The sequence below is a fragment of the Halomonas sp. YLGW01 genome (assembly GCF_014840935.1).
In the GTDB taxonomy this organism is placed as follows: domain Bacteria; phylum Pseudomonadota; class Gammaproteobacteria; order Pseudomonadales; family Halomonadaceae; genus Onishia.
This window is the reverse complement of record NZ_CP062005.1, coordinates 3,013,494-3,038,152: the sequence shown is the minus strand read 5'-3', so window position 1 is coordinate 3,038,152 and position 24,659 is coordinate 3,013,494. Positions and strand designations below refer to the sequence as shown.

Genomic DNA, 24,659 nt, shown 5'->3' with positions numbered 1-24,659 from the left:
TGCCGATTTTCGGCGATTTTTCTATGGCGTGGCGGGCAGGGAATTGCGCCGGGAGAGGGGGGTGGCTATGCTGGTTAGCCTTTTTTGGCGCCAGAAATTGGCACTTATTGGCGAATCATGAATAAAGAAAAACCAATAACGATATCGCGGATGCCATCTGGACACAAGACCACTGATATTGACGAGGCGCGCCCATGAGACAAGGTCTCCACCAGCCCGGTGAATTTCGCGACAACTGCGGCTTCGGCCTGATTGCGCATATGGAAGGGCAGGCCAGCCATGACCTGCTGAAGACCGCCATCGAGTCGCTGACCTGCATGACTCACCGCGGCGGCATCGCCGCCGATGGCAAGACCGGCGACGGCTGCGGCCTGCTGCTGAAGATGCCTGCCGACTTCATGCGGGCCGTGGCCCGGGAGTCACTGGGCGTCGAGCTCGGTGAGCGCTTCGCCGTCGGCAGCCTCTTCCTGCCCGATGACGATACCCGCGAGCAGGCTGCCCGCGAGGTGCTGACCGGCGAACTCGAGGCCCGCGGCCTGACCGTGCACGGCTGGCGCGATGTTCCCATCGACGCAAGCGTGTGCGGCCCCATGGCGCTGGACTGCCTGCCGCGTATCCGTCAGGTCTTCATCGCCGCCGGCGACGATCGCCTCGAGGCCCAGCTGGCCGTCGACCTGTTCATGGCCCGGCGCCGTGCCGAGGAGAAGCTCGCCGGCGAGCCAGACTTCTATGTCTGCTCGCTGTCTTCTCAGGTGGTGTCCTACAAGGGCCTGATGATGCCGGTGGATTTGCCCACCTTCTATCAGGATCTGGGCGATGAGCGTCTCGAGACCGCGATCTGCGTCTTCCACCAGCGCTTCTCGACCAATACCGCGCCGCGTTGGCCGCTGGCTCAGCCGTTCCGCCTGCTGGCGCACAACGGCGAGATCAATACCATCGAGGCCAATCGCGGCTGGGCCAACTCGCGCAAGGAAAACTTCGTCAACGAGCGGCTGACCGAGATCGCCGAACTCGACGAGATCGTCAACACCTCGGGCTCCGACTCCTCGAGCATGGACAACATGCTCGAGGTGTTGATGGCCGGGGGCATGGATATCTACAACGCCGTCCGCATGATGGTGCCGCCCGCCTGGCAGAACGTGGAGACCATGGACGGCGACCTGCGCGCCTTCTATGAGTACAACTCCATGCACATGGAGCCCTGGGACGGGCCCGCCGGCATGGTGATGACCGACGGCCGTCACGCCGTCTGCATGCTCGACCGCAACGGCCTGCGTCCGGCCCGCTGGGTGATCACCAAGAACGGCTACATCACTCTGGCCTCCGAGATCGGTACCTACGACTATGCCCCCGAGGACGTGGTGGCCAAGGGTCGCGTCGGGCCGGGCCAGGTGCTCGGCATCGATACCCAGACCGGGGAGATCCTGCACACCGAGGACATCGACAACCGCCTGAAGTCGGCCTACCCCTATCGGCGCTGGCTCAAGGACGAGGCCAGCTACCTGGAGTCGGCGCTGACCGAGCTGGCCCGCTTCCAGCCCATGGAGGCCGACGAGCTCAACGTGCACCAGAAGCTCTTCCAGGTCACCTTCGAGGAGCGCGACCAGCTGCTGCGTCCGCTGGCCGAGAGCGGCCAGGAGGCGGTGGGCTCCATGGGCGATGACACCCCCATGGCGGTGCTGTCACGCCATGAGCGCCTGCTTACCGATCACTTCCGCCAGAAGTTCGCTCAGGTCACCAACCCGCCGATCGATCCGCTGCGCGAAGCCATCGTGATGTCGCTGGAGACGATCTGCGGTGCCGAGCTCAACGTCTTCGAGGCGACGCCCGAACACGCCCATCGCCTGATCCTGACCACCCCGGTGTTGTCGCCGCGCAAGTTCACCGCGCTGATCAGCCAGGAGGATCCGGCCTTCGCGAGCCAGCGTCTGTCGCTTGCCTACGACCCCGAGGCTACCGGCCTCAAGCAGGCCATTCAGGCGCTCTGCCGCCAGGCCGAGGACGCCGCCCGCAGCGGCAAGGTGATCCTGGTGCTCTCGGATGCCGGCCTCGAGAAGGGTCAGCTGCCGATTCAGGCGGCGCTGGCCGTGGGCGCCGTCCATCACCACCTGGGGCGCGCGGCACTGCGCCCGCGAGTCAACCTGGTCGTCGAGACCGGCTATGCCCGTGACGCCCACCAGATGGCGGTGCTGTTCGGCGTCGGTGCCACCGCGGTCTATCCGTATCTCGCCTATCAGGTGATGGCCGACATGCACCGCACCGGCGAGCTGACCGGCAACCCGGCGGATGCCCGCGAGAACTATCGCAAGGGCCTGCAGAAGGGTCTCTACAAGATTCTCTCCAAGATGGGGATCTCGACTCTGGCCTCCTACCGTGGCGCCCAGCTGTTCGAGGCGGTGGGCCTTGGCAGCGAGGTCATGGACCTGTGCTTCACCCACATGGCCTCGCGCATCGAGGGCGCCGGCTTCAGCGAGCTGCAGCTGCAGCAGGAGCTGCTGGCACGCAGGGCCTGGACCCCGCGCAAGGGCATCGGCCAGGGCGGCCTGGTCAAGTATGTCCACGGCAAGGAGTACCACGCCTACAACCCCGACGTGATCACCACCCTGCAGGAGGCGGTGCAGCAGGGCGATTACCAAAAGTGGAAGAAATTCGCGGCGCTGGTCAACGAGCGTCCGGTGGCCACCATTCGCGACCTGCTGACCCTGAAGCCCGCCGCCGAGCCGGTGCCGCTCGAGGAGGTCGAGGCCATCGAGGACCTGATTCCGCGCTTCGACAGCGCCGGCATGTCGCTCGGCGCCCTGTCGCCGGAGGCTCACGAGGCGCTGGCCCAGGCCATGAACGAGGCCGGCGGACGCTCCAACTCCGGCGAGGGCGGCGAGGACCCGGCGCGCTACGGCACCATCCGCTCCTCCAAGATCAAGCAGATCGCCTCGGGGCGCTTCGGCGTCACGCCGGCCTACCTGGTCAACGCCGAGGTGCTGCAGATCAAGGTCGCCCAGGGCGCCAAGCCCGGCGAGGGCGGCCAGCTGCCCGGCGGCAAGGTCAACGAGCTGATCGCCCGGCTGCGCTATGCGGTGCCCGGCGTGACTCTGATCTCGCCGCCGCCGCACCACGACATCTACTCCATCGAGGATCTGGCCCAGCTGATCTTCGATCTCAAGCAGGTCAATCCGGACGCCCAGGTCTCGGTGAAGCTGGTCTCCGAGCCCGGCATCGGCACCATCGCCACCGGCGTGGCCAAGGCCTATGCCGACCTGATCACCGTATCCGGCTATGACGGCGGCACCGCGGCCAGCCCCCTGACCTCGATCAAGCATGCCGGCAGCCCTTGGGAGCTCGGCCTGCCCGAGGTCCATCAGGCACTGCGCATCAACGGCCTGCGCGACAAGATCCGCCTCCAAACCGATGGCGGCCTGAAGACCGGGCTGGATGTGGTCAAGGCGGCGATTCTCGGCGCCGAGAGCTTCGGCTTCGGCACCGCGCCGATGGTCGCGCTGGGCTGCAAGTACCTGCGCATCTGCCATCTCAACAACTGCGCCACCGGCGTGGCCACCCAGGACGACTTCCTGCGCGACGAGCACTTCCGCGGCACCGTGGACATGGTCAAGCACTACTTCCGCTTCATCGCCGAGGAAGTGCGTGAGCTGATGGCGCTGCTCGGGGTGCGCAAGCTCACCGACCTGATCGGGCGCACCGACCTGCTTGAGGTGCTCGAGGGCCAGACCAGCGCCCAGCGCAAGCTCGACCTGTTGCCGCTGCTCGAGAACGACCACGTGCCGGCCGAGGCCCCGCAGTTCTGCCGGGTCAGCCGCAACGTGCCCCATGATCCGGGCGCCAAGAACCAGGAGGTGCTTAAGGCGCTGCGCACAGCGATCGACGAGAAGTCCGGTGGCGAGTTCGACTTCACCATCACTAACTGCGATCGCAGCGTGGCGGCCATGACCTCCGGAGCCATCGCCAAGCGCTACGGCGAGGCCGGCCTCGAGGACGCGCCGATCACCGCGCGCTTCACCGGCGTGGCCGGTCAGAGCTTCGGGGTATGGAACGCCCGCGGCCTCAATCTGCATCTCGAGGGCGATGCCAACGACTACGTGGGCAAGGGCATGAACGGGGGCTCGATCACCATCGTGCCGCCGGCCGGGAGCCGCTTCGAGAGTCACCAGACGGCGATCATCGGCAACACCTGCCTGTATGGCGCCACCGGCGGCACCCTGTATGCCGCTGGCACCGCCGGCGAGCGATTCGCGGTGCGCAATTCCGGCGCCACCGCGGTCATCGAGGGCGCCGGTGATCACTGCTGCGAGTACATGACCGGCGGCCTGGTCACGGTGCTTGGCGAGACCGGTGTCAACTTCGGCGCCGGCATGACCGGCGGTTTCGCCTACGTCATCGACGAGGACCGTACCTTCGTCGACAAGTACAACCACGAGCTGGTGGAGATCCACCGGATTAACACCGAAGCCATGGAGGCGCACCGGCGCCACCTGCGGGAGGTCATCGAGGACTATGTCGCCACCACCGGCTCGGCGCGCGGTGCGGCGATTCTCGAGGACTTCGGCCACTTCATCCGCCACTTCTGGCTGGTGAAGCCCAAGGCCGCGAGCCTGGGCAGTCTGCTCGCCGAGTCCCGGCGGCGACCAGAATAAGCCGAGTCCCGATGGCCTTCCTTAAGGGCCGCGTCCCGGCGGGGTCGGTTCTCCGACCCCGTCCTGACCTTCCAGTTTTCGAGGAGAGACGACCATGGCAGAGCGTCTTCAGCACAACGATTTCCAGTTCATCGACGTGGGTCGCCAGGACCCGCAGAAGAAGGCGGCGCGCACCCGTGCGCGAGAGTTCGCCGAGATCTACGAGCCCTTCCAGCCAAGCGATGCCGCCAGTCAGGCGGATCGCTGCCTGGGCTGCGGCAACCCCTATTGCGAGTGGAAATGTCCGGTCCACAACTATATTCCCAACTGGCTGAAGCTGGTGGCCGAGGGCAACATCCTCAAGGCCGCCGAGCTGTCGCATCAGACCAACTCGCTGCCCGAGGTGTGCGGCCGGGTATGCCCGCAGGACCGGCTCTGCGAGGGTGACTGCACCCTCAACGACGGCTTCGGGGCGGTGACCATCGGCTCGGTGGAGAAGTACATCACCGATACCGCCTTCGCCATGGGCTGGCGACCGGACATGTCCAAGGTCACGATGACCGACAAGCGGGTAGCGATCGTCGGCGCCGGCCCGGCGGGGCTCGGCTGCGCCGACATCCTGGTGCGCAACGGCGTCACCCCGGTGGTGTTCGACAAGTATCCCGAGATCGGCGGCCTGCTGACCTTCGGCATCCCGGAGTTCAAGCTCGAGAAGAGCGTGATGGAGCGTCGTCGCGCGGTCTTCGAGGAGATGGGGGTGGAGTTCCGCCTCAATACCGAGATCGGCCGCGATGTCACCATCGACGACCTGATGGAAGACTATGACGCCGTCTTCCTCGGCATGGGTACCTACAAGTACATGCAGGGCGGCTTCCCGGGCGAGGACCTGCCGGGGGTGCACAAGGCGCTGGACTTCCTGATCGGCAACGTCAATCACTGCCTGGGCTTCGAGACCGAGGCCGTCGACTATGTCTCCTTCGAGGGGCAGCGGGTGGTGGTGCTGGGCGGTGGCGATACCGCCATGGACTGCAACCGCACCTCGATCCGTCAGGGCGCGGCCAGCGTGACCTGTGCCTACCGCCGCGACGAGGAGAACATGCCCGGCTCCAAGCGCGAGGTGGCCAATGCCCGGGAGGAGGGCGTCGACTTCCTGTTCAACCGTCAGCCGGTGGCGGTGGTCGGCGAGGACAAGGTCGAAGGCGTCAAGGTGGTGCGCACTCGCATGGGCGAGCCCGACGAGAACGGGCGCCGGCGTCCCGAGGTGGTGCCGGGCTCCGAGGAAGTGCTGCCGGCGGATGCCGTGGTGATCGCCTTCGGCTTCCAGCCCACCGACATCGACTGGCTCGAGCCGAATAACATCGGTACCGACGAGCGGGGCCGGGTCACCGCGCCGGAGCACGGCCGTTATCCGTTCCAGACCAGCAACGCCAAGGTCTTTGCCGGTGGCGACATGGTGCGCGGCTCCGACCTGGTGGTCACCGCGGTCTATGAGGGCCGCCAGGCTGGCGAAGGCATCCTCGACTATCTGGAAGTGTGATGCCGCGGGCGTAACCTGGAGCGAGCGGCACCGGGGGCAGGGCGTAGCGAGGCTCCTCCGCCATGGATGGCAGAGGTAGCGCCCAGGGAGGGGGGCAGCGCCTCCGCGACGGCCTGTCGACGGAACAGTTGCGACTGCCGATCCTGATGCAATCATCTCTAGGCAAGGGGCGAAATTGAGCCGCCTAGGCGACTCTGCTATTCTGTCGTCCCATCCTGGTGCGGTTTCCTGCCGCGCCTTCTGATCACGTTTCGACAGGTTCTCCATGACACGATATATCTTCGTGACCGGCGGCGTTGTGTCCTCTCTCGGCAAGGGCATCGCGTCCGCTTCGCTGGCGGCGATTCTCGAGGCGCGTGGCCTCAAGGTCACCATGCTCAAGCTGGATCCGTACATCAACGTCGATCCGGGCACCATGAGCCCCTTCCAGCATGGCGAAGTATTCGTCACCGAGGATGGCGCCGAGACCGACCTGGACCTGGGCCACTACGAGCGCTTCATTCGTACCAAGATGACCCAGAGCAACAACTTCACCACCGGCCGTGTCTACGAGCACGTGCTGCGCAAGGAGCGCCGCGGTGACTACCTGGGCGGCACCGTGCAGGTGATTCCGCACATCACCGACGAGATCAAGCGTCGCGTCTACGAGGGTGGTGAAGGCTTCGACGTGGCGCTGGTCGAGATCGGCGGCACCGTCGGCGACATCGAGTCGCTGCCGTTCCTCGAGTCGATCCGTCAGATCAGAAGCGAGCTCGGTGCCAACCGTGCCATCTTCATGCACCTGACCTTGGTGCCTTACATCCAGACGGCCGGCGAGACCAAGACCAAGCCGACCCAGCACAGCGTCAAGGAGCTGCGCTCGATCGGTATCCAGCCGGACATCCTGATCTGTCGCAGCGAAGTCGAGCTCGAGGAGACCGAGCGTCGCAAGATCGCGCTGTTCACCAACGTCGAAGAGCGGGCGGTGGTGCCGCTGCAGGATGCCGATACCATCTATCGCATCCCGCTGATGCTGCACGAGCATGGCCTCGACGAGATCGTCTGCGACAAGCTGCGCCTGGAGGCCGGCGAGGCCGAGCTGGACGAGTGGGTGCGGGTGCTGGACGCCAAGCTCAACCCGCTGAAGTCGGTCAACATCGCCATGGTCGGCAAGTACATGGAGCTGCTGGACGCCTACAAGTCGCTGAACGAGGCGCTGATCCACGCCGGCATTCAGAACCGCATCAAGGTCAACATCGACTACATCGACTCCGAGGACATCGAGCGTCACGGCCCCGAACGGCTGGCCGGCAAGGACGCCATTCTGGTGCCCGGCGGCTTCGGTGAGCGCGGTGTGGAAGGCAAGATCGCCACCGCCCGCTTCGCCCGTGAGCAGAAGATTCCCTATCTGGGCATCTGCCTCGGCATGCAGGTCGCGGTGATCGAATTCGCTCGCCATGTGGCCGGCTGGGCGGACGCCAACTCCACCGAGTTCACCCACGACACCAAGCACCCGGTGGTCGGCCTGATCACCGAGTGGCTGAACGCCGAGGGTAAGATCGAGCTGCGCGACGAGGCCTCCGATCTCGGCGGCACCATGCGTCTCGGCGGCCAGGTCTGCCACCTCAAGCCGGGCTCCAAGGCCCGCGAGGCCTACGGCAGCGACGAGATCGTCGAGCGTCACCGCCACCGCTTCGAGGTCAACAACCAGTTCATCGGCGATCTCGAGAAGGCCGGCCTGGTGATCTCCGGCAAGAGCGTCGACGAGTCGCTGGTCGAGATGGTCGAGCTGCCGGACCATCCCTGGTTCGTGGCCTGCCAGTTCCACCCGGAGTTCACCTCCACGCCTCGTGACGGCCACCCGCTGTTCTCGGGCTTCGTCCAGGCGGCCCTCGAGCAGAAGCAGGTGCGCGCCCGGCAACAGGCTCAGGCGCAGCCCCAGGGCTAAGGAGAACAGATGAGCGCACCCCAGAAGATCATCGAGGTTGCCGGCCTGAAGGCCGGCAACGCCCTGCCGCTTACGCTGTTCGGCGGTATGAACGTGCTCGAGTCCCGCGAGATGGCGCTGGAGGTCGCCGAGCGCTATGTCGAAGTGACCGGCAGGCTCGGCATGCCCTACGTCTTCAAGGCCAGCTTCGACAAGGCCAACCGCAGCTCGATCCACTCCTATCGCGGTCCCGGTCTGGAGAAGGGGCTCGAGATCCTCGCCGAGGTCAAGGAACGTTTCGGCGTGCCGGTGATCACCGACGTCCACGAGCCCTGGCAGGCCGCGCCGGTCGCCGAGGTCGCCGACATCATCCAGCTGCCGGCCTTCCTGGCGCGCCAGACCGACCTGGTGGTGGCCATGGCCGAGACCGGGGCGGTGATCAACATCAAGAAGCCGCAGTTCCTGGCGCCCCACGAGATGCGCCACATCGTGCGCAAGTGCGAGGAGGCCGGCAACGATCGCCTGATCCTCTGCGAGCGCGGTTCGAGTTTCGGTTACAACAACCTGGTAGTCGACATGCTTGGCTTCGGTGACATGAAGGCGACCGGCTATCCGCTGTTCTTCGACGTCACCCATGCCCTGCAGCGTCCTGGCGGGCGCGCCGACAGCGCCGACGGCCGTCGCGCCCAGGTCGCCGAGCTGGCCCGGGCCGGGGTCGCGGTAGGGCTCGCCGGGCTCTTCCTCGAGGCGCACCCGGACCCGGATAACGCCAAGTGCGATGGCCCCTGCGCCCTGCCGCTTGACCAGCTGGAGCCCTTCCTTGGCCAGCTCAAGTCCCTGGACGATCTGGTCAAGGGCTTCCCGGCGCTGACGATTTCCTGAGCCACCTGAGGGTGGTCGGGGCGGCCTGGCGGGCCGTCCATTAGTTCTTGCATGCAGTTCCCGATAGACGACGGTTTTTGACAAGACGGTGGTCGATAGACAGTTTTCGAGCGGAGCCGTGACTCCCTCCAGGCACGCCGACTGGATCAACGCTTAGCGATAATAAGGACGAAATCATGACCAAGATTGTCGATATTCGCGCCCTCGAGGTGCTGGACTCCCGCGGAAATCCCACGGTGCAGGCCGAGGTGGTGCTGGACAGCGGCGCCAAGGGCGTGGCCTGCGCGCCGAGCGGTGCCTCTACCGGTTCACGTGAGGCGCTGGAGCTGCGCGACGGCGACAAGGGGCGCTATCTGGGCAAGGGCGTGCTGAAGGCCGTGGAGGCCGTCAACGGCCCGATCCGTGAGCGGCTGACCGGTCTCGACGCCCTGGATCAGCGCGGCCTGGACAACGCCATGCTCGAGCTCGACGGCACCGAGAACAAGGAAAGCCTCGGCGCCAACGCCATCCTCGCCGTCTCCCTGGCCGCCGCCAAGGCCGCCGCCAGCGCCAAGGGTGTCGAGCTCTACGCCCACATCGCCGAGCTCTACGGCGCCCCGGGCAAGTTCTTGATGCCGGTGCCGATGATGAACATCATCAACGGGGGCGAGCATGCCGACAACAACGTCGACATCCAGGAGTTCATGATCCAGCCGGTAGGTGCACCTTCCTTCCGCGAAGGTCTGCGCATGGGCGCCGAGATCTTCCACGCCCTGAAGAAGGTGCTCTCCGCGCGCGGCCTGTCCACCGCGGTGGGTGACGAGGGCGGCTTCGCGCCGAACCTCGCCTCCAACGCCGAGGCCCTGGCGGTGATCAAGCAGGCCGTCTCCGACGCCGGCTACACGCTGGGCAGCGACATCACTCTGGCGCTCGACTGCGCGTCCAGCGAGTTCTTCGAGGACGGTCAGTACAACCTGTCCGGCGAAGGCAAGTCCTTCGACGCGGCGGGCTTCGTCGACTACCTGGCGGATCTTGCCGACCAGTACCCGATCGTCTCCATCGAGGATGGCATGGACGAATCCGACTGGGCCGGCTGGAAGGCGCTCACCGACAAGCTGGGCGACAAGGTGCAGCTGGTCGGCGACGACCTGTTCGTCACCAACACCAAGATTCTCAAGCGCGGCATCGACGAGCAGATCGGCAACTCCATCCTGATCAAGTTCAACCAGATCGGCTCGCTGTCCGAGACCCTGGATGCGATCAAGATGGCGCAGGATGCCGGCTTCACCGCGGTGATCTCGCACCGTTCCGGCGAGACTGAGGACACCACCATCGCCGACCTGGCGGTGGCTACCTCGGCTGGCCAGATCAAGACCGGCTCGCTGTGCCGCTCCGACCGGGTCGCCAAGTACAACCGCCTGCTGGTGATCGAGCAGCAGCTGGGCGAGGCGGTGCGCTACCCGGGGCTTGCGGCCATCAAGGGCCAGGGCTGAGTTTGCCAGCGGCCCAGAAGGGCATGAGAGCAAAAATGAAAGGCGCCTGCGGGCGCCTTTTTCGTGTCTGGTGCCCTGGGCGGAGCCGTGCCTGCGCCACATGTCCTCATTGTGTGTAAGAGATCACTGACATCTTGGCCCAGAAATCCTTGATCTTGATCAATAAATCATCCGGGCAGGCATGAGGGCTGCCATTATGGTTATGAAAATAAAGGGTTTTTATTTTCTTCCGCCCCGACGTCAGTCGCCTATGTCCGGGAGAGGGCGACTTGAGAAGTCCGCTACAACTGCCACACTGTGCCTGGGATGTGGGAAAGCAGGACGCTTTCCCGGCAGGATGCAACGGGATGGTAGTCGGGTGCGCCAGGTACGACAGGACGTCGTTTCCGGGCAGGGATGTCACCCAAGGAGTCGGGCATAGGGACATGCTCAAGGACTGGCTAGGAGCGGGCGACCTTCGGGTCGCCTTTTTTATGTCTGGTTGTCAGCGTGAGTGATCGGACATGGCATTGGGGCATCGAAAAGGGCCGGCGATTTTTCGCCGGCCCTTTTCGTATCCTTGCTGCGTCCTGCGCCTTAGCACGCTCGAACGTGGTTCAGCGCTCGAGCAGCTCTGCCTTGCCGCTCTTGCCATCCCACTCCTCGGCGTCTGGCAGCGGGTCCTTCTTCTCGGCGATGTTTGGCCAGACATCGGCGAGCTCGGCGTTGAGCTCGATGAACTGTTGCTGGCCGTCGGGCAGTTCGTCCTCGGAGAAGATGGCCTCGGCGGGGCATTCCGGCTCACACAGGGCGCAGTCGATGCACTCGTCGGGGTGGATGACCAGGAAGTTGGGGCCTTCGTAGAAGCAGTCTACCGGGCAGACCTCCACGCAGTCGGTGTACTTGCACTTGATGCAGTTCTCGGTGACGACGAATGTCATGGGGCTTCCTCGATCGTTAGCGGTCAGGTGCTCGGCGACCCGCCGAGTCCCTGAGTGAGTCGTTTGCCTAGTCTAGTTATAAGCGGCTTGATTATTAGAAGCCGCCATTCTAATGGCCGAATATTCTAGTCGTGGCTTGCGAGGCCAGCAAGTCATCGCGGTGGCCGTCAGGCAGAACGTTTCGGCATGAATTCATGCCCGTTGTGCCACGTTCTGGCCATTTTCCTGCCGATCGTCGCGGCGAGTTGCACCGCTGACGGTTGATCGTCTGCTGCCTCGCCAGCCTGGGCGCCTGGGCCTTCGCTTGTAAGGCTCTACACTTTCTCTCGCCAAGTGTAGAGCAGCTCCAGGGCCTGGCGGGGGCTGAGGCCGTCGATGTCCAGGCCGGCCAGTTCGTCGAGTAGCGGGTGCGGTGTGCTGGCAAACAGGTCATCCTGACGCGGCGCGGGCGCCGCTGCGGCCGGGGCTTCGCCGGCGTCCGCCGCGGGGGCGGCCAGGGGTGTCTGGCGCTGGCCCTGGTCGATTTCCTGCTGCTCGAGCACGGCGAGCTTCTCGCGGGCACGGGCGATCACATGCTGTGGCACACCGGCCAGCTGAGCGACCTGAAGGCCATAACTCTGGCTTGCCGGACCGTCTTCCACTCGGTGCATGAAGACGATGCCGTCCTTGTGCTCGGCCGCGGTCAGGTGCACGTTGGCCACCCCCGGCGCCTGATCGGGCAGGGCGGTCATCTCGAAGTAGTGGGTGGCGAACAGCGTGAAGGCCCGCGAGCGGGTCAGGTGTTCGGCGCTGGCCCAGGCCAGCGACAGGCCGTCGAATGTCGAGGTGCCGCGGCCGATCTCGTCCATCAGCACCAGGCTTTTGTCACTGGCGTTATGCAGGATGTTGGCGGTCTCGGTCATCTCGACCATGAAGGTCGAGCGGCCGCCGGCCAGGTCATCCGAGGAGCCAATACGGGTGAAGATGCGATCCACCGGACCGATCTCGGCGCTGTCGGCGGGCACGAAGCTGCCGGTGTGGGCCAGCAGGGTGATCAGTGCCGCCTGACGCATGTAGGTCGACTTGCCGCCCATGTTGGGGCCGGTGATCACCAGCATGCGCCGGGTATCGTCGAGCGCCAGGTCGTTGGGCACGAAGGGTGCCTCGCTGACGTGCTCGACGACCGGGTGGCGTCCGCCCTGGATGTTGATGCCCGGCGCCTCGGCGAGGGTCGGGCGCACGAAGTCCAGGGCCAGGGCGCGCTCGGCGAAGCTCGCCAGCACGTCGAGGCTGGCCAGCGCCCGGCCGGACTGCTGCAGGGCATCGAGCTCGGCGCCCAGGGTGTCGAGCAGCGACTCATAGAGGAGCTTCTCGCGACCCAGTGCCCGGGACTTGGCGGACAGCGCCTTGTCCTCGAACTCCTTGAGCTCGGGGATGATGAAGCGCTCGGCGTTCTTCAGGGTCTGGCGGCGGATGTAGTCCGCCGGCGCCTCGCGGGCCTGGGCACGGGGGATCTCGATGTAGTAGCCATGCACCCGGTTGTAGCCGACCTTGAGGCCGGCAAGGCCGGTGCGCTCGCGCTCGCGGGTCTCCAGCTGGATCAGGTAGTCGCCGGCGTTCTCGGCCAGACCCCGCTGCTCATCGAGTTCCTCATCGAAGCCCTCGGCGATCACGCCGCCATCGCGGATCACCACCGGCGGGTTCTCGACCAGTGCCCGGGTCAGGGTCTCGGCAAGCGCGGGATAAGGGCGGATATGGCGTTTGAGTTCATCGAGGGCGGTGCCCTCGTCGAAGCCTGCCAGACTCGCCTCGAGGCCGGGTAGGGCATTGAGGGCGTCGCGCAGGCGAGCAAGGTCGCGGGGACGGGCGCTGCGCAGCGCCACGCGAGCCAGGATGCGCTCGACATCGCCGATCGCCTTCAGATCCTCGCGCAGGGGCAGGAAGGCCTCGTCGTCGGCGAGCAGTGCCACCGCGGCCTGGCGGGCCAGTACCCGCGGGCGGTCGTGCAGCGGGCGGTTCAGCCAGCGCTTCATGAGTCGCGAGCCCATGGCGGTAGCGGTGGTGTCCAGCACGCTGGCCAGGGTGTTGTCGCCGCTGCCGCCAAGGTTGGTGTCGATCTCCAGGTTGCGCCGACTGGCGGCATCGATGACCACGGCGTCGTCCCGGTTCTCGACGCCGATGGCGGTGACGTGAGGCAGGTGAGAGCGCTGGGTATCCCGGGCATAGTCGATCAGCACGCCGGCGGCGGTCATGGCGGCCTCGAGATGGGCGCAGCCGAAGCCGCGCAGGTCCTGCACGGCGAACTGGTCGCACAGGGTGCGCGTCGCCGACTCGAGGTCGAACAGCCAGTCGCTCTGGCGACGCAGGCCGCGGCGCTCAGCAAGCGACGGGGGAAGCTCCTGGCCGTCGGCGATCAACAGCTCGGCCGGGTCGAGGCGCTGCACCTCGGCGAGCAGTTCGGCCTCGCCCTCGACCTCCAGCACGCTGAAGCGCCCGCTGGAGAGCTCCAGCCAAGCCATGCCCCAGGTCTCCCCTCGCGGGTGCGCGGCCAGCACCAGGTTATCGCGGTTGGCATCGAGCAGCGCCTCGTCATACAGGGTGCCGGGGGTGACGATGCGCACCACCTTGCGCTCCACCGGGCCCTTGCTGGTGGCCGGGTCGCCGATCTGCTCGCAGATCGCCACCGATTCGCCGGCCTTGACCAGGCGCGCCAGGTAGCCCTCGGCGCTGTGGTAGGGCACGCCGGCCATGGGGATCGGCTTGCCCGCCGATTGGCCGCGCTGGGTCAGGGTGATGTCGAGCAGCGCGGCGGCGCGCTTGGCGTCGTCGAAGAACAGCTCATAGAAGTCCCCCATGCGATAAAAAAGCAGCACCTCGGGGTGCTCGCGCTTGATCTTCAGGAACTGGCTCATCATCGGGGTGTGCTGGGCGCTGGCCTGGGTCATGGGCTTCCTTGATGGTTCTGGCTGGCGTTGCGGGGCGCGACTGGGGCGCTACTTGGAGCGTCATTCGGCACGTCGTAGCGAGGACATGGTGGCGCCGCGACGGGTGACTCGTCAGGGGCCGGCAAAAGGCGATATTCTACCCGCTCAGGTGCGCCTCGTCAGGCGCTGTCCCGGCATTCCAGGAGCATGGCTCCGCCCGCCGCCAGGGAGGCAAGATGATGGAGATCACCACGGCCCTCGAGGCCTGCGACACGCCCGCGCTCGCCACTCGTCTCGGTGAGGCCTGCCTTGCCCGCGGGGCGGCCGTGACCGCCGCCGAGTCCTGCACCGGGGGCGGGGTCGCCCATGCCATCACCGAGATCAGTGGCAGCTCCGCCTACTTCGAGGCCGGCTACGTGACCTACTCGAACGCCGCCAAGACCCGCCTGCTGGGCGTCCCCGAGGCGACCCTCGATGAGCACGGTGCGGTCAGCCGCGCGGTAGTCGAGGCGATGGTGGCCGGGGCCTGCCGCGACAGCGGTGCGAGCCTGGCCGTTGCCATCAGCGGCGTGGCCGGCCCCGGCGGCGGCAGCGAGGCCAAGCCGGTGGGCATGGTGTGGTTGGCCTGGGGTGATGGCGCCGCTCAGGAGGCCGTATGCCGGCACTTTCACGGCGATCGCCATGCGGTGCGCGAGCAGGCGGTGCGGGCGGCGCTGGCCGGGCTGATCGAGCGGCTCGAGAGTAGCGACGCTTCACAGGAAAAGTCTCCTGAGCGGTAGGCGCGGCGGTTTTTTTTCTCCATAATACTGTGCAGTCATACAGTATCCAGATCCAGTATTAAGATCCCATCGTTTTCCCTTTGATGACTCCAGGAGGCCATCCATGGCACAGGACGACAATCGCTCCAAGGCATTGAACGCGGCGCTCACCCAGATCGATCGCCAGTTCGGCAAGGGCACCGTGATGCGCCTGGGCGACGCGCCGCGCGTGGTGATGCCATCGGTCTCCACCGGCTCGCTGGGCCTGGATATCGCGCTCGGCATCGGCGGCTTGCCGCTGGGCCGGGTCGTCGAGATCTACGGGCCGGAGTCCTCGGGCAAGACCACCCTGACCCTGTCGGTGATCGCCCAGGCGCAGAAGCAGGGCAAGACCTGCGCCTTCGTCGACGCCGAGCACGCGCTCGACCCGAGCTACGCCGAGAAGCTGGGCGTCAATCTCGATGACCTGCTGGTCTCCCAGCCGGATAACGGCGAGCAGGCGTTGGAGATCTGCGACATGCTGGTGCGCTCCGGCGGCGTCGACGTGATCATCGTCGACTCGGTTGCGGCGTTGACGCCGCGGGCCGAGATCGAGGGCGAGATGGGCGACTCCCACGTGGGCCTGCAGGCGCGCCTGATGTCCCAGGCGCTGCGCAAGATCACCGGCAACATCAAGAACGCCAACTGCATGGTGGTGTTCATCAACCAGATCCGCATGAAGATCGGCGTGATGTTCGGCAGCCCCGAGACTACCACCGGCGGCAACGCCCTGAAGTTCTACTCCAGCGTGCGCCTGGACATCCGCCGCACCGGTTCGGTGAAGCAGGGCGACGAGGTGACCGGCAACGAGACCCGCGTCAAGGTGGTCAAGAACAAGGTGGCGCCGCCGTTCCGTCAGGCCGAGTTCCAGATCCTCTATGGCAAGGGCATCTATCATGCCGGCGAGGTGGTCGATCTCGGTGTGCAGTGCAACCTGGTCGACAAGGCCGGCGCCTGGTACAGCTACAAGGGCAGCAAGATCGGTCAGGGCAAGGCCAATGCCGCCCAGTACCTCGAGGATAATCCGGCGATCATGGAAGAGATCGAGAGCCAGATCCGCGCCCAGCTGCTGACTCAGGCCGAACCCAAGGATGACAAGGCCGAAGGCGAAGCGGTGGCAAGCGACGAGCTCGACGACAAGGCCTGATCCATGGCATTTAAGCCCGGTCATGCCGCGCGGGGGGAGGGCGGCGAGCCGTCCTCGCCCCGGGGCGATGCCATTCGCCTGCTGGCGCGGCGCGAGTACTCGCGCCACGAACTCGAGAGTCGCCTAACGGCCAAGGGTCACACCCCGGCCGAGGTGGCGGCCTGTCTCGACGCCCTGGTCGAGCAGGGTCTGCAGTCGGATGCGCGCTTCGCCGAGCACTTCGTGCGCTCGCGCATCCAGCGCGGCCAGGGGCCTCGCAAGGTGCGCGCCGAGCTCGATCAGCGCGGCGTGGGGCGCGAGACGGTCGATGAGGCCCTCAACGACGCCGAGGTCGACTGGTTCGCGCTCGCCGCCGAGACCCTCGCCCGGCGCTTCAGCGGTCCCGGTGAAGGCTCCCGAGAGCGTGCCAAGCGCGAGCGGTTTCTCGCCGGCCGCGGCTTCGATTTCGACCAGCTACGCCACGCCCAGGCGCATGCCTGGGACGTCCCCGAGTACGACTAGCCCCTGTTCCCCCCCTGAAAGTTTCCCGCCGACTCGTTATACTCCAAGGTTTGCGACGACACCGGCGCGCCGTGTCGGTCCGCTTAGGCGGCCGCTCGCCCGCAGCGTCACCACGCTTATCGCCACGGACTTGATATGAAAAGCGCAGAGATCAGACAGGCCTTTCTGACCTTCTTCGAGGAGCAGGGGCATTCCATCGTGCCGTCCAGCTCGCTGGTGCCGGACAACGACCCGACCCTGCTGTTCACCAACGCCGGCATGGTGCCCTTCAAGGACGTCTTCCTGGGCCGCGACCCGCGTCCCTACGTGCGCGCCACCTCGGCCCAGCGCTGCGTGCGTGCCGGTGGCAAGCACAACGACCTGGACAACGTCGGCTACACCGCGCGGCACCACACCTTCTTCGAGATGCTCGGCAACTTCAGCTTCGGCGACTACTTCAAGCGCGAGGCCATCCAGTTCGCCTGGACCTTCCTGACCGAGCGCCTGGGGCTGCCCAAGGACAAGCTGTGGGTCACCGTCCACGTAAGCGATGACGAGGCCGAGCGCATCTGGAAGGACGAGATCGGCATCGATCCCGAGCGCTTCTCCAAGCTCGACGAGGACAACTTCTGGCAGATGGGCGATACCGGCCCCTGCGGGCCGTCCTCGGAGATCTTCTTCGATCACGGCCCCGAGGTCTGGGGTGGCCCTCCCGGCAGCCCGGAAGAGGACGGCGATCGCTACATCGAGATCTGGAACCTGGTGTTCATGCAGTGCGATCGCGATGCCCAGGGCACCATGAACCCGCTGCCCAAGCCGTCCATCGATACCGGCATGGGCCTCGAGCGCATCGCCGCCGTGCTGCAGGGCGTGCACTCTAACTACGAGATCGATCTATTCCAGCGCCTGCTCAAGGCCGCCGCCGAGGCCACCGGGCACGAAGATACCAGCACCCCGTCGCTTAGGGTGATCGCCGACCATATCCGCTCCTGCGCCTTCCTGATCGTCGACGGCGTGCTGCCCTCCAACGAGGGCCGCGGTTACGTGCTGCGCCGGATCATCCGTCGTGCGGTGCGCCACGGTCACAAGCTCGGCGCCGAGGGCAGCTTCTTCCATACCCTGGTGGCGGCGCTGGACGCCGAGATGGGCGAGGCCTACCCGGAGCTGCGCCGTGCCCGTGCCCAGATCGAGACCGTGCTGGCCAAGGAAGAGGCGCAGTTCGCGCGTACCCTGGATCACGGCATGGGCCTGCTGACGGAAGCGCTGGACGTGCTCGAGGGTGACGTACTGCCCGGCGAGACGGTGTTCAAGCTCTATGACACCTATGGCTTTCCCTATGACCTGACCGCCGATGTCTGCCGTGAGCGTGGCGTGTCGCTGGACGAGGCCGGCTTCCAGGCGGCGCTGGAGGCGCAGCGTGAGCGGGCCCGGGCGGCCAGCCAGTTCGGCGCCGATTACGGCGTCACCCTGGAGCTCGAAGGCGAGACCGCCTTCACCGGCTACGAGCGCCTCGAGGACGAGGCCAGGATCACCGCGTTGGTCGATGCAGAGGGCAACGAGCTGTCGGTCCTGAAGGAAGGCCAGAAGGGCGTGGTGGTGCTCGACCGCACGCCCTTCTATGCCGAGTCCGGTGGCCAGGTCGGCGATACCGGCTACCTCGTGGTAGATGGCAGCCGCTTCCAGGTCACCGACACCCAGAAGCAGGCCGGTCATCACCTGCACCAGGGCGTGATGGTCGAGGGCAGTCTCGAGGTAGGTGCCGATGTGGCGCCGACCGTCGATGCCAGCCTGCGCGCCGCCACGGTGCGCAACCACTCGGCGACTCACCTGCTGCACAAGGCGCTGCGGATGGTGCTCGGCGAGCACGTCCAGCAGAAGGGCTCGCTGGTCAGCGCCGAGCGGCTGCGCTTCGACTTCAGCCACCTCGAGGCGGTGACGCCCGAGGAGCTTGCCGAGGTCGAAGCCATCGTCAACGCCCAGGTGCTGGCCAATGCGCCCACGCAGATCGAGAACATGACCCTCGACGAGGCCAAGGCCAAGGGCGCCGCTGCCCTGTTCGAGGCCAAGTACGCCGACGACGTGCGGGTGCTGACCATCGGCGCCGATGGCTTCTCGGTGGAGCTGTGCGGTGGCACCCACGTAGCGCGCAGCGGCGACATCGGCTGCTTCCACATCGTCGCCGAGACCGGCATCGCCTCCGGCGTGCGCCGGATCGAGGCCATCACCGGCGAGGCGGCACTGGCCTACTTCCAGGGCCAGGAAGCGCAGCTGGCCCGGGTCGGCGAGCGCCTCAAGGCCAAGCCCGACCAGGTCGAAAGCCGCGTCGAGTCGCTGCTCGAGCGCAATCGTGGCCTCGAGAAGGAGCTCGAGCGACTCAAGGCCAAGCTCGCCGCCAGCGCCGGCAATGACATGCTGAGCGAGGCGCAGGACATCGCCGGTGTCCGCCTGCTCGCCAAGCAGCTAGAGGGCGTGTCCGGCAAGGAGCTGCGTACCGTGATGGATCAGCTTAAGCAGAAGTTGGGCTCCGGCGTGGTCGTGCTCGGCGTGGCCGATGCCGACAGCGGCAAGGTCAGCCTGATCGCCGGTGTCACCAATGATCTGACCGGGCGCCTCAAGGCGGGCGACCTGGTCAAGCACGTCGCCGCCCAGGTGGGCGGCAAGGGCGGCGGTCGCGCCGACATGGCGCAGGCCGGGGGTAGTGATCCCGCGGCCCTCCCCGAGGCTCTGGCCAGTGTGCCGGTCTGGGTAGAGGAGCAGCTGGGCTAAGCTACTATCAAGGGGGTCGTGGGCAGTGTTGCCCCGACCCCCTTCTTGTTTCTCGCCCGACAATCGCGTTCTTTCCCTTCATCCTTTCACTTCAAGGCAATCGCATATGGCGCTATACGTACAGAAATTCGGTGGCACCTCGGTGGGCTCGGTCGAGCGCATCAAGGCTGTGGCCGAGAAGGTCAAACGCTTCCGCGACAACGGTCATCAGATCGTGGTGGTGGTCTCGGCGATGAGTGGCGAGACCAACCGTCTGGTCGACCTGGCCAGTCAGATCAACGACGAGCCGACGCCGCGCGAACTGGACATGCTGGTCTCTACCGGCGAGCAGGTCACCATCTCGCTGCTGGCCATGGCCCTGCAGAAGCTGGGCGTGCCGGCGACCTCCTATACCGGTGGTCAGGTCGGCATCCAGACCGATAGCGCCCATACCAAGGCGCGCATCCAGCGCATCGAGACCGACGATATCCAGTCCGACCTGGATGACGGCAAGGTGATCGTGGTGGCCGGTTTCCAGGGCGTCGACGAGGAAGGCAACATCACCACCCTCGGCCGAGGCGGTTCCGACACTACCGGCGTGGCCCTGGCCGCGGCGCTGAAGGCCGACGAGTGCCAGATCTACACCGACGTGGATGGTGTCTACACCACCGACCCGCGGGTCTGCTCCAAGGCGCGCCGGCTCGAGACCATCACCGTCGAGGAGATGCTTGAGCTTGCGAGCCTGGGCTCCAAGGTCCTGCAGATTCGCGCCGTCGAATTTGCCGGCAAGTACAACGTGCCGCTGCGTGTGCTCTCGAGCTTCGAGGACGGCGGCAACGGCACCCTGATCATTGCTGACACAGATGACGAAGAGGATTCCATGGAAGAACCGCTGATTTCCGGTATCGCTTTCACCGCCAACGAAGCCAAGCTGACCCTGCTGAATACCCCGGACGTGCCGGGCGTGGCCTCGCGGATCCTCGGGCCGATCGCCGATGCCAATATCGAGATCGACATGATCGTGCAGAACGTGGCGCCGGCCGGCGACTACACCGACTTCACCTTCACGGTCGGCAAGGGCGACTACAAGCAGACCATGAAGATCCTCAAGGATCAGGTGATTCCGGATCTGGGCGGCGGTGAGCTGCGCGGCGACGACAACATCGCCAAGGTTTCTCTGGTCGGCGTCGGCATGCGCTCCCATGCGGGCATCGCCTCCAAGATGTTCCGCGTGCTGGCCGAGGAGAACATCAACATCCGCATGGTTTCCACCTCCGAGATCAAGATCTCGGTGGTCATCGACGAGAAGCACATGGAGCTGGCGGTGCGCGCCCTGCACAAGGCCTTCGGCCTGGACAAGGACGACATCGAGCAGGAGTGATCTCCGGGTGGTGTCGCCGATCCTTTTCGCTACCCTGTAGAGGAAGTCGCCGCCTCGGCGGCGACTCGTTCCGGGACGGAGCGGCATCGCACAGGAAGGGGCGTTTGGCTTGAGGCCGCGTGTCGCGCATAATCTGGCTTCGCATGGCTTCAAGCGTGCGTATCCCGTTGCAAGAAGTCTGAGAAGGAGATCGGTCATGCTCATCCTGACCCGCCGAGTCGGCGAAACCTTGATGATTGGTGATGAAATCACCGTGACTGTGCTGGGCGTGAAAGGGAATCAGGTGCGCATTGGCGTGAATGCTCCCAAGGACGTCGCGGTGCATCGCGAGGAGATCTACCAGCGCATCCAGCGCGAGAAGACCGAGGAAGACGGCGAGCAGGAAACGTCGCTGTAGCACTTCGGGGCAGGGCTCATGCGGGCATGAAAGAGGGTGCTTGCATGGGAAGCGATCGCCGACAGAGTGTGGTAGGCTATTGCCGCTGGGTTGCAGGAGTCGAGTCATCGACATGCCCAAGGCCCAGCAATCGTGATTTGGAGGCCGCCCTCGCGGGCTTTGTGCATTCGGATCACGAGAGGTGCGAAAAAAGTTGCCAGAAGGGTTGGACAAACACCTTCAGAAACGGTAACATACGCGCCGTGTTGATGAGGGAGAGGTGGCCGAGTGGCTGAAGGCGCTCCCCTGCTAAGGGAGTATGGGGTTTATAGCCTCATCGAGGGTTCGAATCCCTCTCTCTCCGCCATTCACATTGCGAGTCATCGTGATGTCATCAGCACAACGAAGATGTAAGCACGCGCCCTTAGCTCAGCTGGATAGAGTATCTGACTACGAATCAGAGGGTCGGAGGTTCGAATCCTCCAGGGCGCGCCATCTTCCTGACCAGCGAGAATTATGTTTCCGCCGGTTCTTGGCAAAGGCATAGCATATTCTTGCCTGGCCAACACGAGCACTACCCGATACGCGCCCGTAGCTCAGCTGGATAGAGTATCTGACTACGAATCAGAGGGTCGGAGGTTCGAATCCTCCCGGGCGCGCCATATTTTAACCCGTCCTCACGAGGGCGGGTTTCGTGTTTCTGGCGTCGCGATCCCATCCCGCCGTTCGCGCGTCCTGCCCCCGTTTCAGTGCTAGCGATTCCGGAGTGCCAGCCCCTTTGCTGGTGATTCCGGTTTTGGTCGTTTATGGCGCCGTCGCACTCGCGATCGGTGCCATTTTTTTGCCTGCTGGCCCGGTGTCGGCTGGCGCGCCCCTCGTCTACCCTTCTGCTGGCGATCTCCCCGCCCTCGCTACCTGCCCTCGACCGACCACCTGGGACGCGTCCTAGGGTCTTTTTGTTCGTTTGCTGGCAATTTGCCGATAAAGTGTCTATAAATTATTTCCACAACAAGTTAACAAGAGAGGATTCCGATGACTCGCCTGCTGCTCAACGCCGATATGGGAGAAAGCTTTGGCCCCTGGCAGATGGGGCTCGATCACGAGGTCATGCCGGTGGTCGATCTGGCCAACGTGGCCTGCGGCTTTCATGCCTCGGACCCGGATACCATCCGCGCCACGGTCCGCCTGGCGGCCGCCCATGATGTCACGGTTGGGGCACACCCGGCCTATCCCGATCTGGTCGGCTTCGGGCGCCGCTCCCTGGCCTGCTCAAGCGATGAGATCGAGAACCTGGTGCTCTACCAGATCGGCGCCCTGGCCGCCCTGTGTCGCGCCGAGGGCGCGCGACTGGGCTACGTGAAGCCCCATGGCGCGCTCTATCACGACATGATGAATGACCCGGACAAGCTCGCCGCCGTGATGCGCGCCCTCAAGGCCTTCGATGCCGAGCTGCCGCTGATGGTGATGGCGACCCGCGATCCCGCCATGGCCCGCGCCCTGGCCGCCGAACACGAGGTCACCCTGTGGCTCGAGGCCTTCGCCGATCGGGCCTACGATGCCGAGGGGCGGCTGGTCAGTCGTCGCGTGCCCGGGGCGGTCCATCACGACGCTGCGGTGATCGTCGATCAGGCCAGGCGTATCGCCCGTGGCACGCCGCTCACCGCCATCGACGGCAGCGAGTTGGTGCTGGAGGCCGATACCCTCTGCGTCCACGGCGACAACCCGGAGTCGGTCGCTGCCGTGAAGGCGATACGCCAGGCGCTCGATGACCTCGAGGCCGCCTCATGAGCCTGCCGCGTCTCGAGAATGCCGGCGTCGAGGCCTGGCTGGTGCGCCTCTTCGACACCATCGACGAGGCCAACATGCCTTGGTTGATGGCGCTATGCCGTCGCTGCGAAGACGCCTTCGGCGAGGCGCTGGTCGATCTGGTGCCGTCCTACACCACCCTGCTGGTGCACTACGACCCCCTGCGTCTCTCGGCGAGGGAGGCGCGTGCGCGACTGGCGAGCATCCTTGCCGACCTGCGCCCGGACGATGAGGCGGCAGCCGGCGCCATCAAGGAGGTGCCGGTCTGGTACGACGACAGCGTCGGGCCGGAGCTTGCGCGCCTGATGGCCGCCACCGGCCTCGACCGGGAGGCTCTGATCGAGCTGCACGCCGGGCACGACTACAGGGTCTTCGCGCTGGGCTTCGCGCCTGGGTTCGCCTTCATGGGCAGCCTGGATCCTCGCCTCGAGATGCCCAGGCTCGACACGCCGCGCCAGCGGGTGCCGGCCGGCAGCGTGGCGGTGGCCGGACGCCAGACCTCCGCCTACCCGCGCCAGTCCCCCGGTGGCTGGAACCTGATCGGCCGCACGCCGATCACCCTCTTCGATCGTCACCGAGACGAGCAGAGCTACCTGCAGGTCGGCGATCGGGTGCGTTTCAGGCCCGTCGACCGGGTGGAGTTCGAGCGCCTGGGCGGCGATACCCGTCCGGTGACTGAAGGCCAGGAGGCACGCTCATGAGCGAGACATCGTCGATGACCCCCGTCAGCGCCCTGCGCGTGGAGAAGGCCGGTCCCCTGGCCACCCTGCAGGACGCCGGGCGCTTCGGAGTTCGCCGCCTGGGGGTGACCCAGGGCGGTCCCGCCGACCTGCATGCCTTCGCCTGGGCCAATCACCTGCTGGGTAATGCCGTTGGCGCCGGCGTGCTCGAGATCACGCTTGGCGGGCTGACCCTGGTCGCCGAACGAGACTTGCGCCTGGCGCTCTGCGGCGCCGACCTGAGCGCCGCCCGTGACGGCGAGCCCCTCGAGCCCTGGCAGGCGTTCACCCTGCGCAAGGGGCAGCGGCTAGCCTTCGGTGCTCCCGTGGCCGGCGTGCGCGCCTATCTGGCCGCACCCGGTGGCTTTAGGGGCGAGCCTACGCTGGGCAGCCTCGCCTGCGTGACACGCGAGGGGCTCGGCGGGCACACCGGGGCGGGCACGCCGCTGGCCGAGGGCGAATGTCTGATGGTGGAGGGGGATGCCGTAGCGGCCGCGTCCTCGTCCGCGGAGCGGGCGGTGCCGGCGCAGGAGCGCCTGGACTACTCGGCACCGGCGGTGCTCGGCCTGATTCCCGGGGCGCAGATCGCCGATTTCACCGGGCCTAGTCTGTTTCAGGCCTTTCACGCCGATTGGCGGGTCGATGCCCGGGCGGATCGGATGGGGGTCAGGCTCACCGGTCCCCGGCTCGAGTGCCGGCTCGGCAGCATGATCTCCGAGGGCATCGCTCTGGGGGCCGTGCAGGTGCCGCCGGATGGCCAGCCCATCGCCCTGCTCAATGATCGCCAGACCGTCGGTGGCTACCCCAGGCTCGGCACTCTGACGCCGCTGGCCTGCGCGCGACTCGCCCAGTGCCAGCCGGGGCAGACGGTGCGCCTGGCGCCGGTGGCGCTGAGTGAGGCGCAGGACGCCTATCGCCGCTTCCTCGCAGCCTTCGAGGGCTGATGCGCGAGTCTGACGGTTG

General features: G+C 66.0%; 16 protein-coding genes and 3 tRNA genes. 17 read left to right on the top strand and 2 right to left on the bottom strand.

The window, feature by feature from the left end; genetic code table 11:
* Positions 1-194: 194 nt before the first annotated feature.
* The 5 genes from gltB to eno all read left to right on the top strand — a co-directional run bounded on the left by gltB (position 195) and on the right by eno (position 10,422).
* Positions 195-4,646, top strand: coding sequence for a glutamate synthase large subunit (gene gltB, locus IEJ03_RS13905; RefSeq protein ID WP_192035406.1), 4,452 nt, complete (start codon positions 195-197; stop codon positions 4,644-4,646).
* 94 nt (positions 4,647-4,740) lie between these two features.
* Positions 4,741-6,162, top strand: coding sequence for an FAD-dependent oxidoreductase (locus tag IEJ03_RS13900; protein ID WP_192035405.1), 1,422 nt, complete (start codon positions 4,741-4,743; stop codon positions 6,160-6,162).
* A gap of 265 nt (positions 6,163-6,427) precedes the next feature.
* Positions 6,428-8,089, top strand: a complete 1,662-nt coding sequence (locus IEJ03_RS13895; RefSeq protein ID WP_192035404.1) for a CTP synthase — start codon at positions 6,428-6,430, stop codon at positions 8,087-8,089.
* Between the two features lie 9 nt (positions 8,090-8,098).
* On the top strand, positions 8,099-8,950 hold the full coding sequence (kdsA, locus tag IEJ03_RS13890) for a 3-deoxy-8-phosphooctulonate synthase (RefSeq protein WP_192035403.1): 852 nt from the start codon (positions 8,099-8,101) through the stop codon (positions 8,948-8,950).
* A gap of 176 nt (positions 8,951-9,126) precedes the next feature.
* On the top strand, positions 9,127-10,422 hold the full coding sequence (eno, locus tag IEJ03_RS13885; RefSeq protein WP_192035402.1) for a phosphopyruvate hydratase: 1,296 nt from the start codon (positions 9,127-9,129) through the stop codon (positions 10,420-10,422).
* A 596-nt stretch (positions 10,423-11,018) separates the two neighbouring features.
* On the opposite strand, the gene fdxA is transcribed toward eno, so the two are convergent.
* Together fdxA and mutS are read right to left on the bottom strand one after the other, a co-directional pair.
* Entirely contained in the window at positions 11,019-11,342 is a 324-nt protein-coding gene (gene fdxA, locus IEJ03_RS13880; RefSeq protein ID WP_192035401.1) for a ferredoxin FdxA, read from the bottom strand.
* A 314-nt stretch (positions 11,343-11,656) separates the two neighbouring features.
* A complete protein-coding gene (gene mutS / locus IEJ03_RS13875; RefSeq protein ID WP_192035400.1) occupies positions 11,657-14,266 on the bottom strand; it encodes a DNA mismatch repair protein MutS in 2,610 nt (869 codons plus the stop codon).
* A 218-nt stretch (positions 14,267-14,484) separates the two neighbouring features.
* Between mutS and IEJ03_RS13870 the strand changes: the two genes are divergently transcribed.
* The 12 genes from IEJ03_RS13870 to IEJ03_RS13815 all read left to right on the top strand — a co-directional run bounded on the left by IEJ03_RS13870 (position 14,485) and on the right by IEJ03_RS13815 (position 24,640).
* Positions 14,485-15,024, top strand: a complete 540-nt coding sequence (locus IEJ03_RS13870) for a CinA family protein (protein WP_192037337.1) — start codon at positions 14,485-14,487, stop codon at positions 15,022-15,024.
* A 103-nt stretch (positions 15,025-15,127) separates the two neighbouring features.
* The gene (gene recA / locus IEJ03_RS13865; RefSeq protein ID WP_192035399.1) at positions 15,128-16,189 is read left to right on the top strand and encodes a recombinase RecA; all 1,062 of its coding nucleotides are present in this window, start codon (positions 15,128-15,130) and stop codon (positions 16,187-16,189) included.
* 3 nt (positions 16,190-16,192) lie between these two features.
* The gene (locus IEJ03_RS13860) at positions 16,193-16,690 is read left to right on the top strand and encodes a regulatory protein RecX (protein WP_192035398.1); all 498 of its coding nucleotides are present in this window, start codon (positions 16,193-16,195) and stop codon (positions 16,688-16,690) included.
* 135 nt (positions 16,691-16,825) lie between these two features.
* Positions 16,826-19,435 carry an alanine--tRNA ligase gene (gene alaS, locus IEJ03_RS13855; RefSeq protein WP_192035397.1) on the top strand — a complete coding sequence of 870 codons (2,610 nt, stop codon included), beginning with the start codon at positions 16,826-16,828 and terminating at the stop codon, positions 19,433-19,435.
* 106 nt (positions 19,436-19,541) lie between these two features.
* Positions 19,542-20,795 (top strand): aspartate kinase, encoded by a 1,254-nt coding sequence (locus IEJ03_RS13850; protein ID WP_192035396.1) that lies wholly within the window; start codon positions 19,542-19,544, stop codon positions 20,793-20,795.
* A gap of 196 nt (positions 20,796-20,991) precedes the next feature.
* On the top strand, positions 20,992-21,192 hold the full coding sequence (gene csrA, locus IEJ03_RS13845) for a carbon storage regulator CsrA (protein ID WP_192035395.1): 201 nt from the start codon (positions 20,992-20,994) through the stop codon (positions 21,190-21,192).
* Positions 21,193-21,445: 253 nt separating this feature from the next.
* Positions 21,446-21,538, top strand: a tRNA-Ser gene (locus IEJ03_RS13840).
* A gap of 51 nt (positions 21,539-21,589) precedes the next feature.
* Positions 21,590-21,666, top strand: a tRNA-Arg gene (locus IEJ03_RS13835).
* Positions 21,667-21,756: 90 nt separating this feature from the next.
* Positions 21,757-21,833 (top strand) — tRNA-Arg (locus tag IEJ03_RS13830).
* Positions 21,834-22,203: 370 nt separating this feature from the next.
* Positions 22,204-22,959, top strand: coding sequence for a 5-oxoprolinase subunit PxpA (locus IEJ03_RS13825; protein WP_192035394.1), 756 nt, complete (start codon positions 22,204-22,206; stop codon positions 22,957-22,959).
* Complete coding sequence (gene pxpB, locus IEJ03_RS13820; RefSeq protein WP_192035393.1) at positions 22,956-23,678, top strand: 5-oxoprolinase subunit PxpB; 723 nt, start codon at positions 22,956-22,958, stop codon at positions 23,676-23,678. Before IEJ03_RS13825 ends, pxpB begins: the two co-directional genes overlap by 4 nt.
* Positions 23,675-24,640, top strand: coding sequence for a biotin-dependent carboxyltransferase family protein (locus IEJ03_RS13815; RefSeq protein ID WP_242457983.1), 966 nt, complete (start codon positions 23,675-23,677; stop codon positions 24,638-24,640). The genes pxpB and IEJ03_RS13815 overlap by 4 nt, the downstream gene beginning before the upstream one ends.
* Positions 24,641-24,659: the final 19 nt, after the last annotated feature.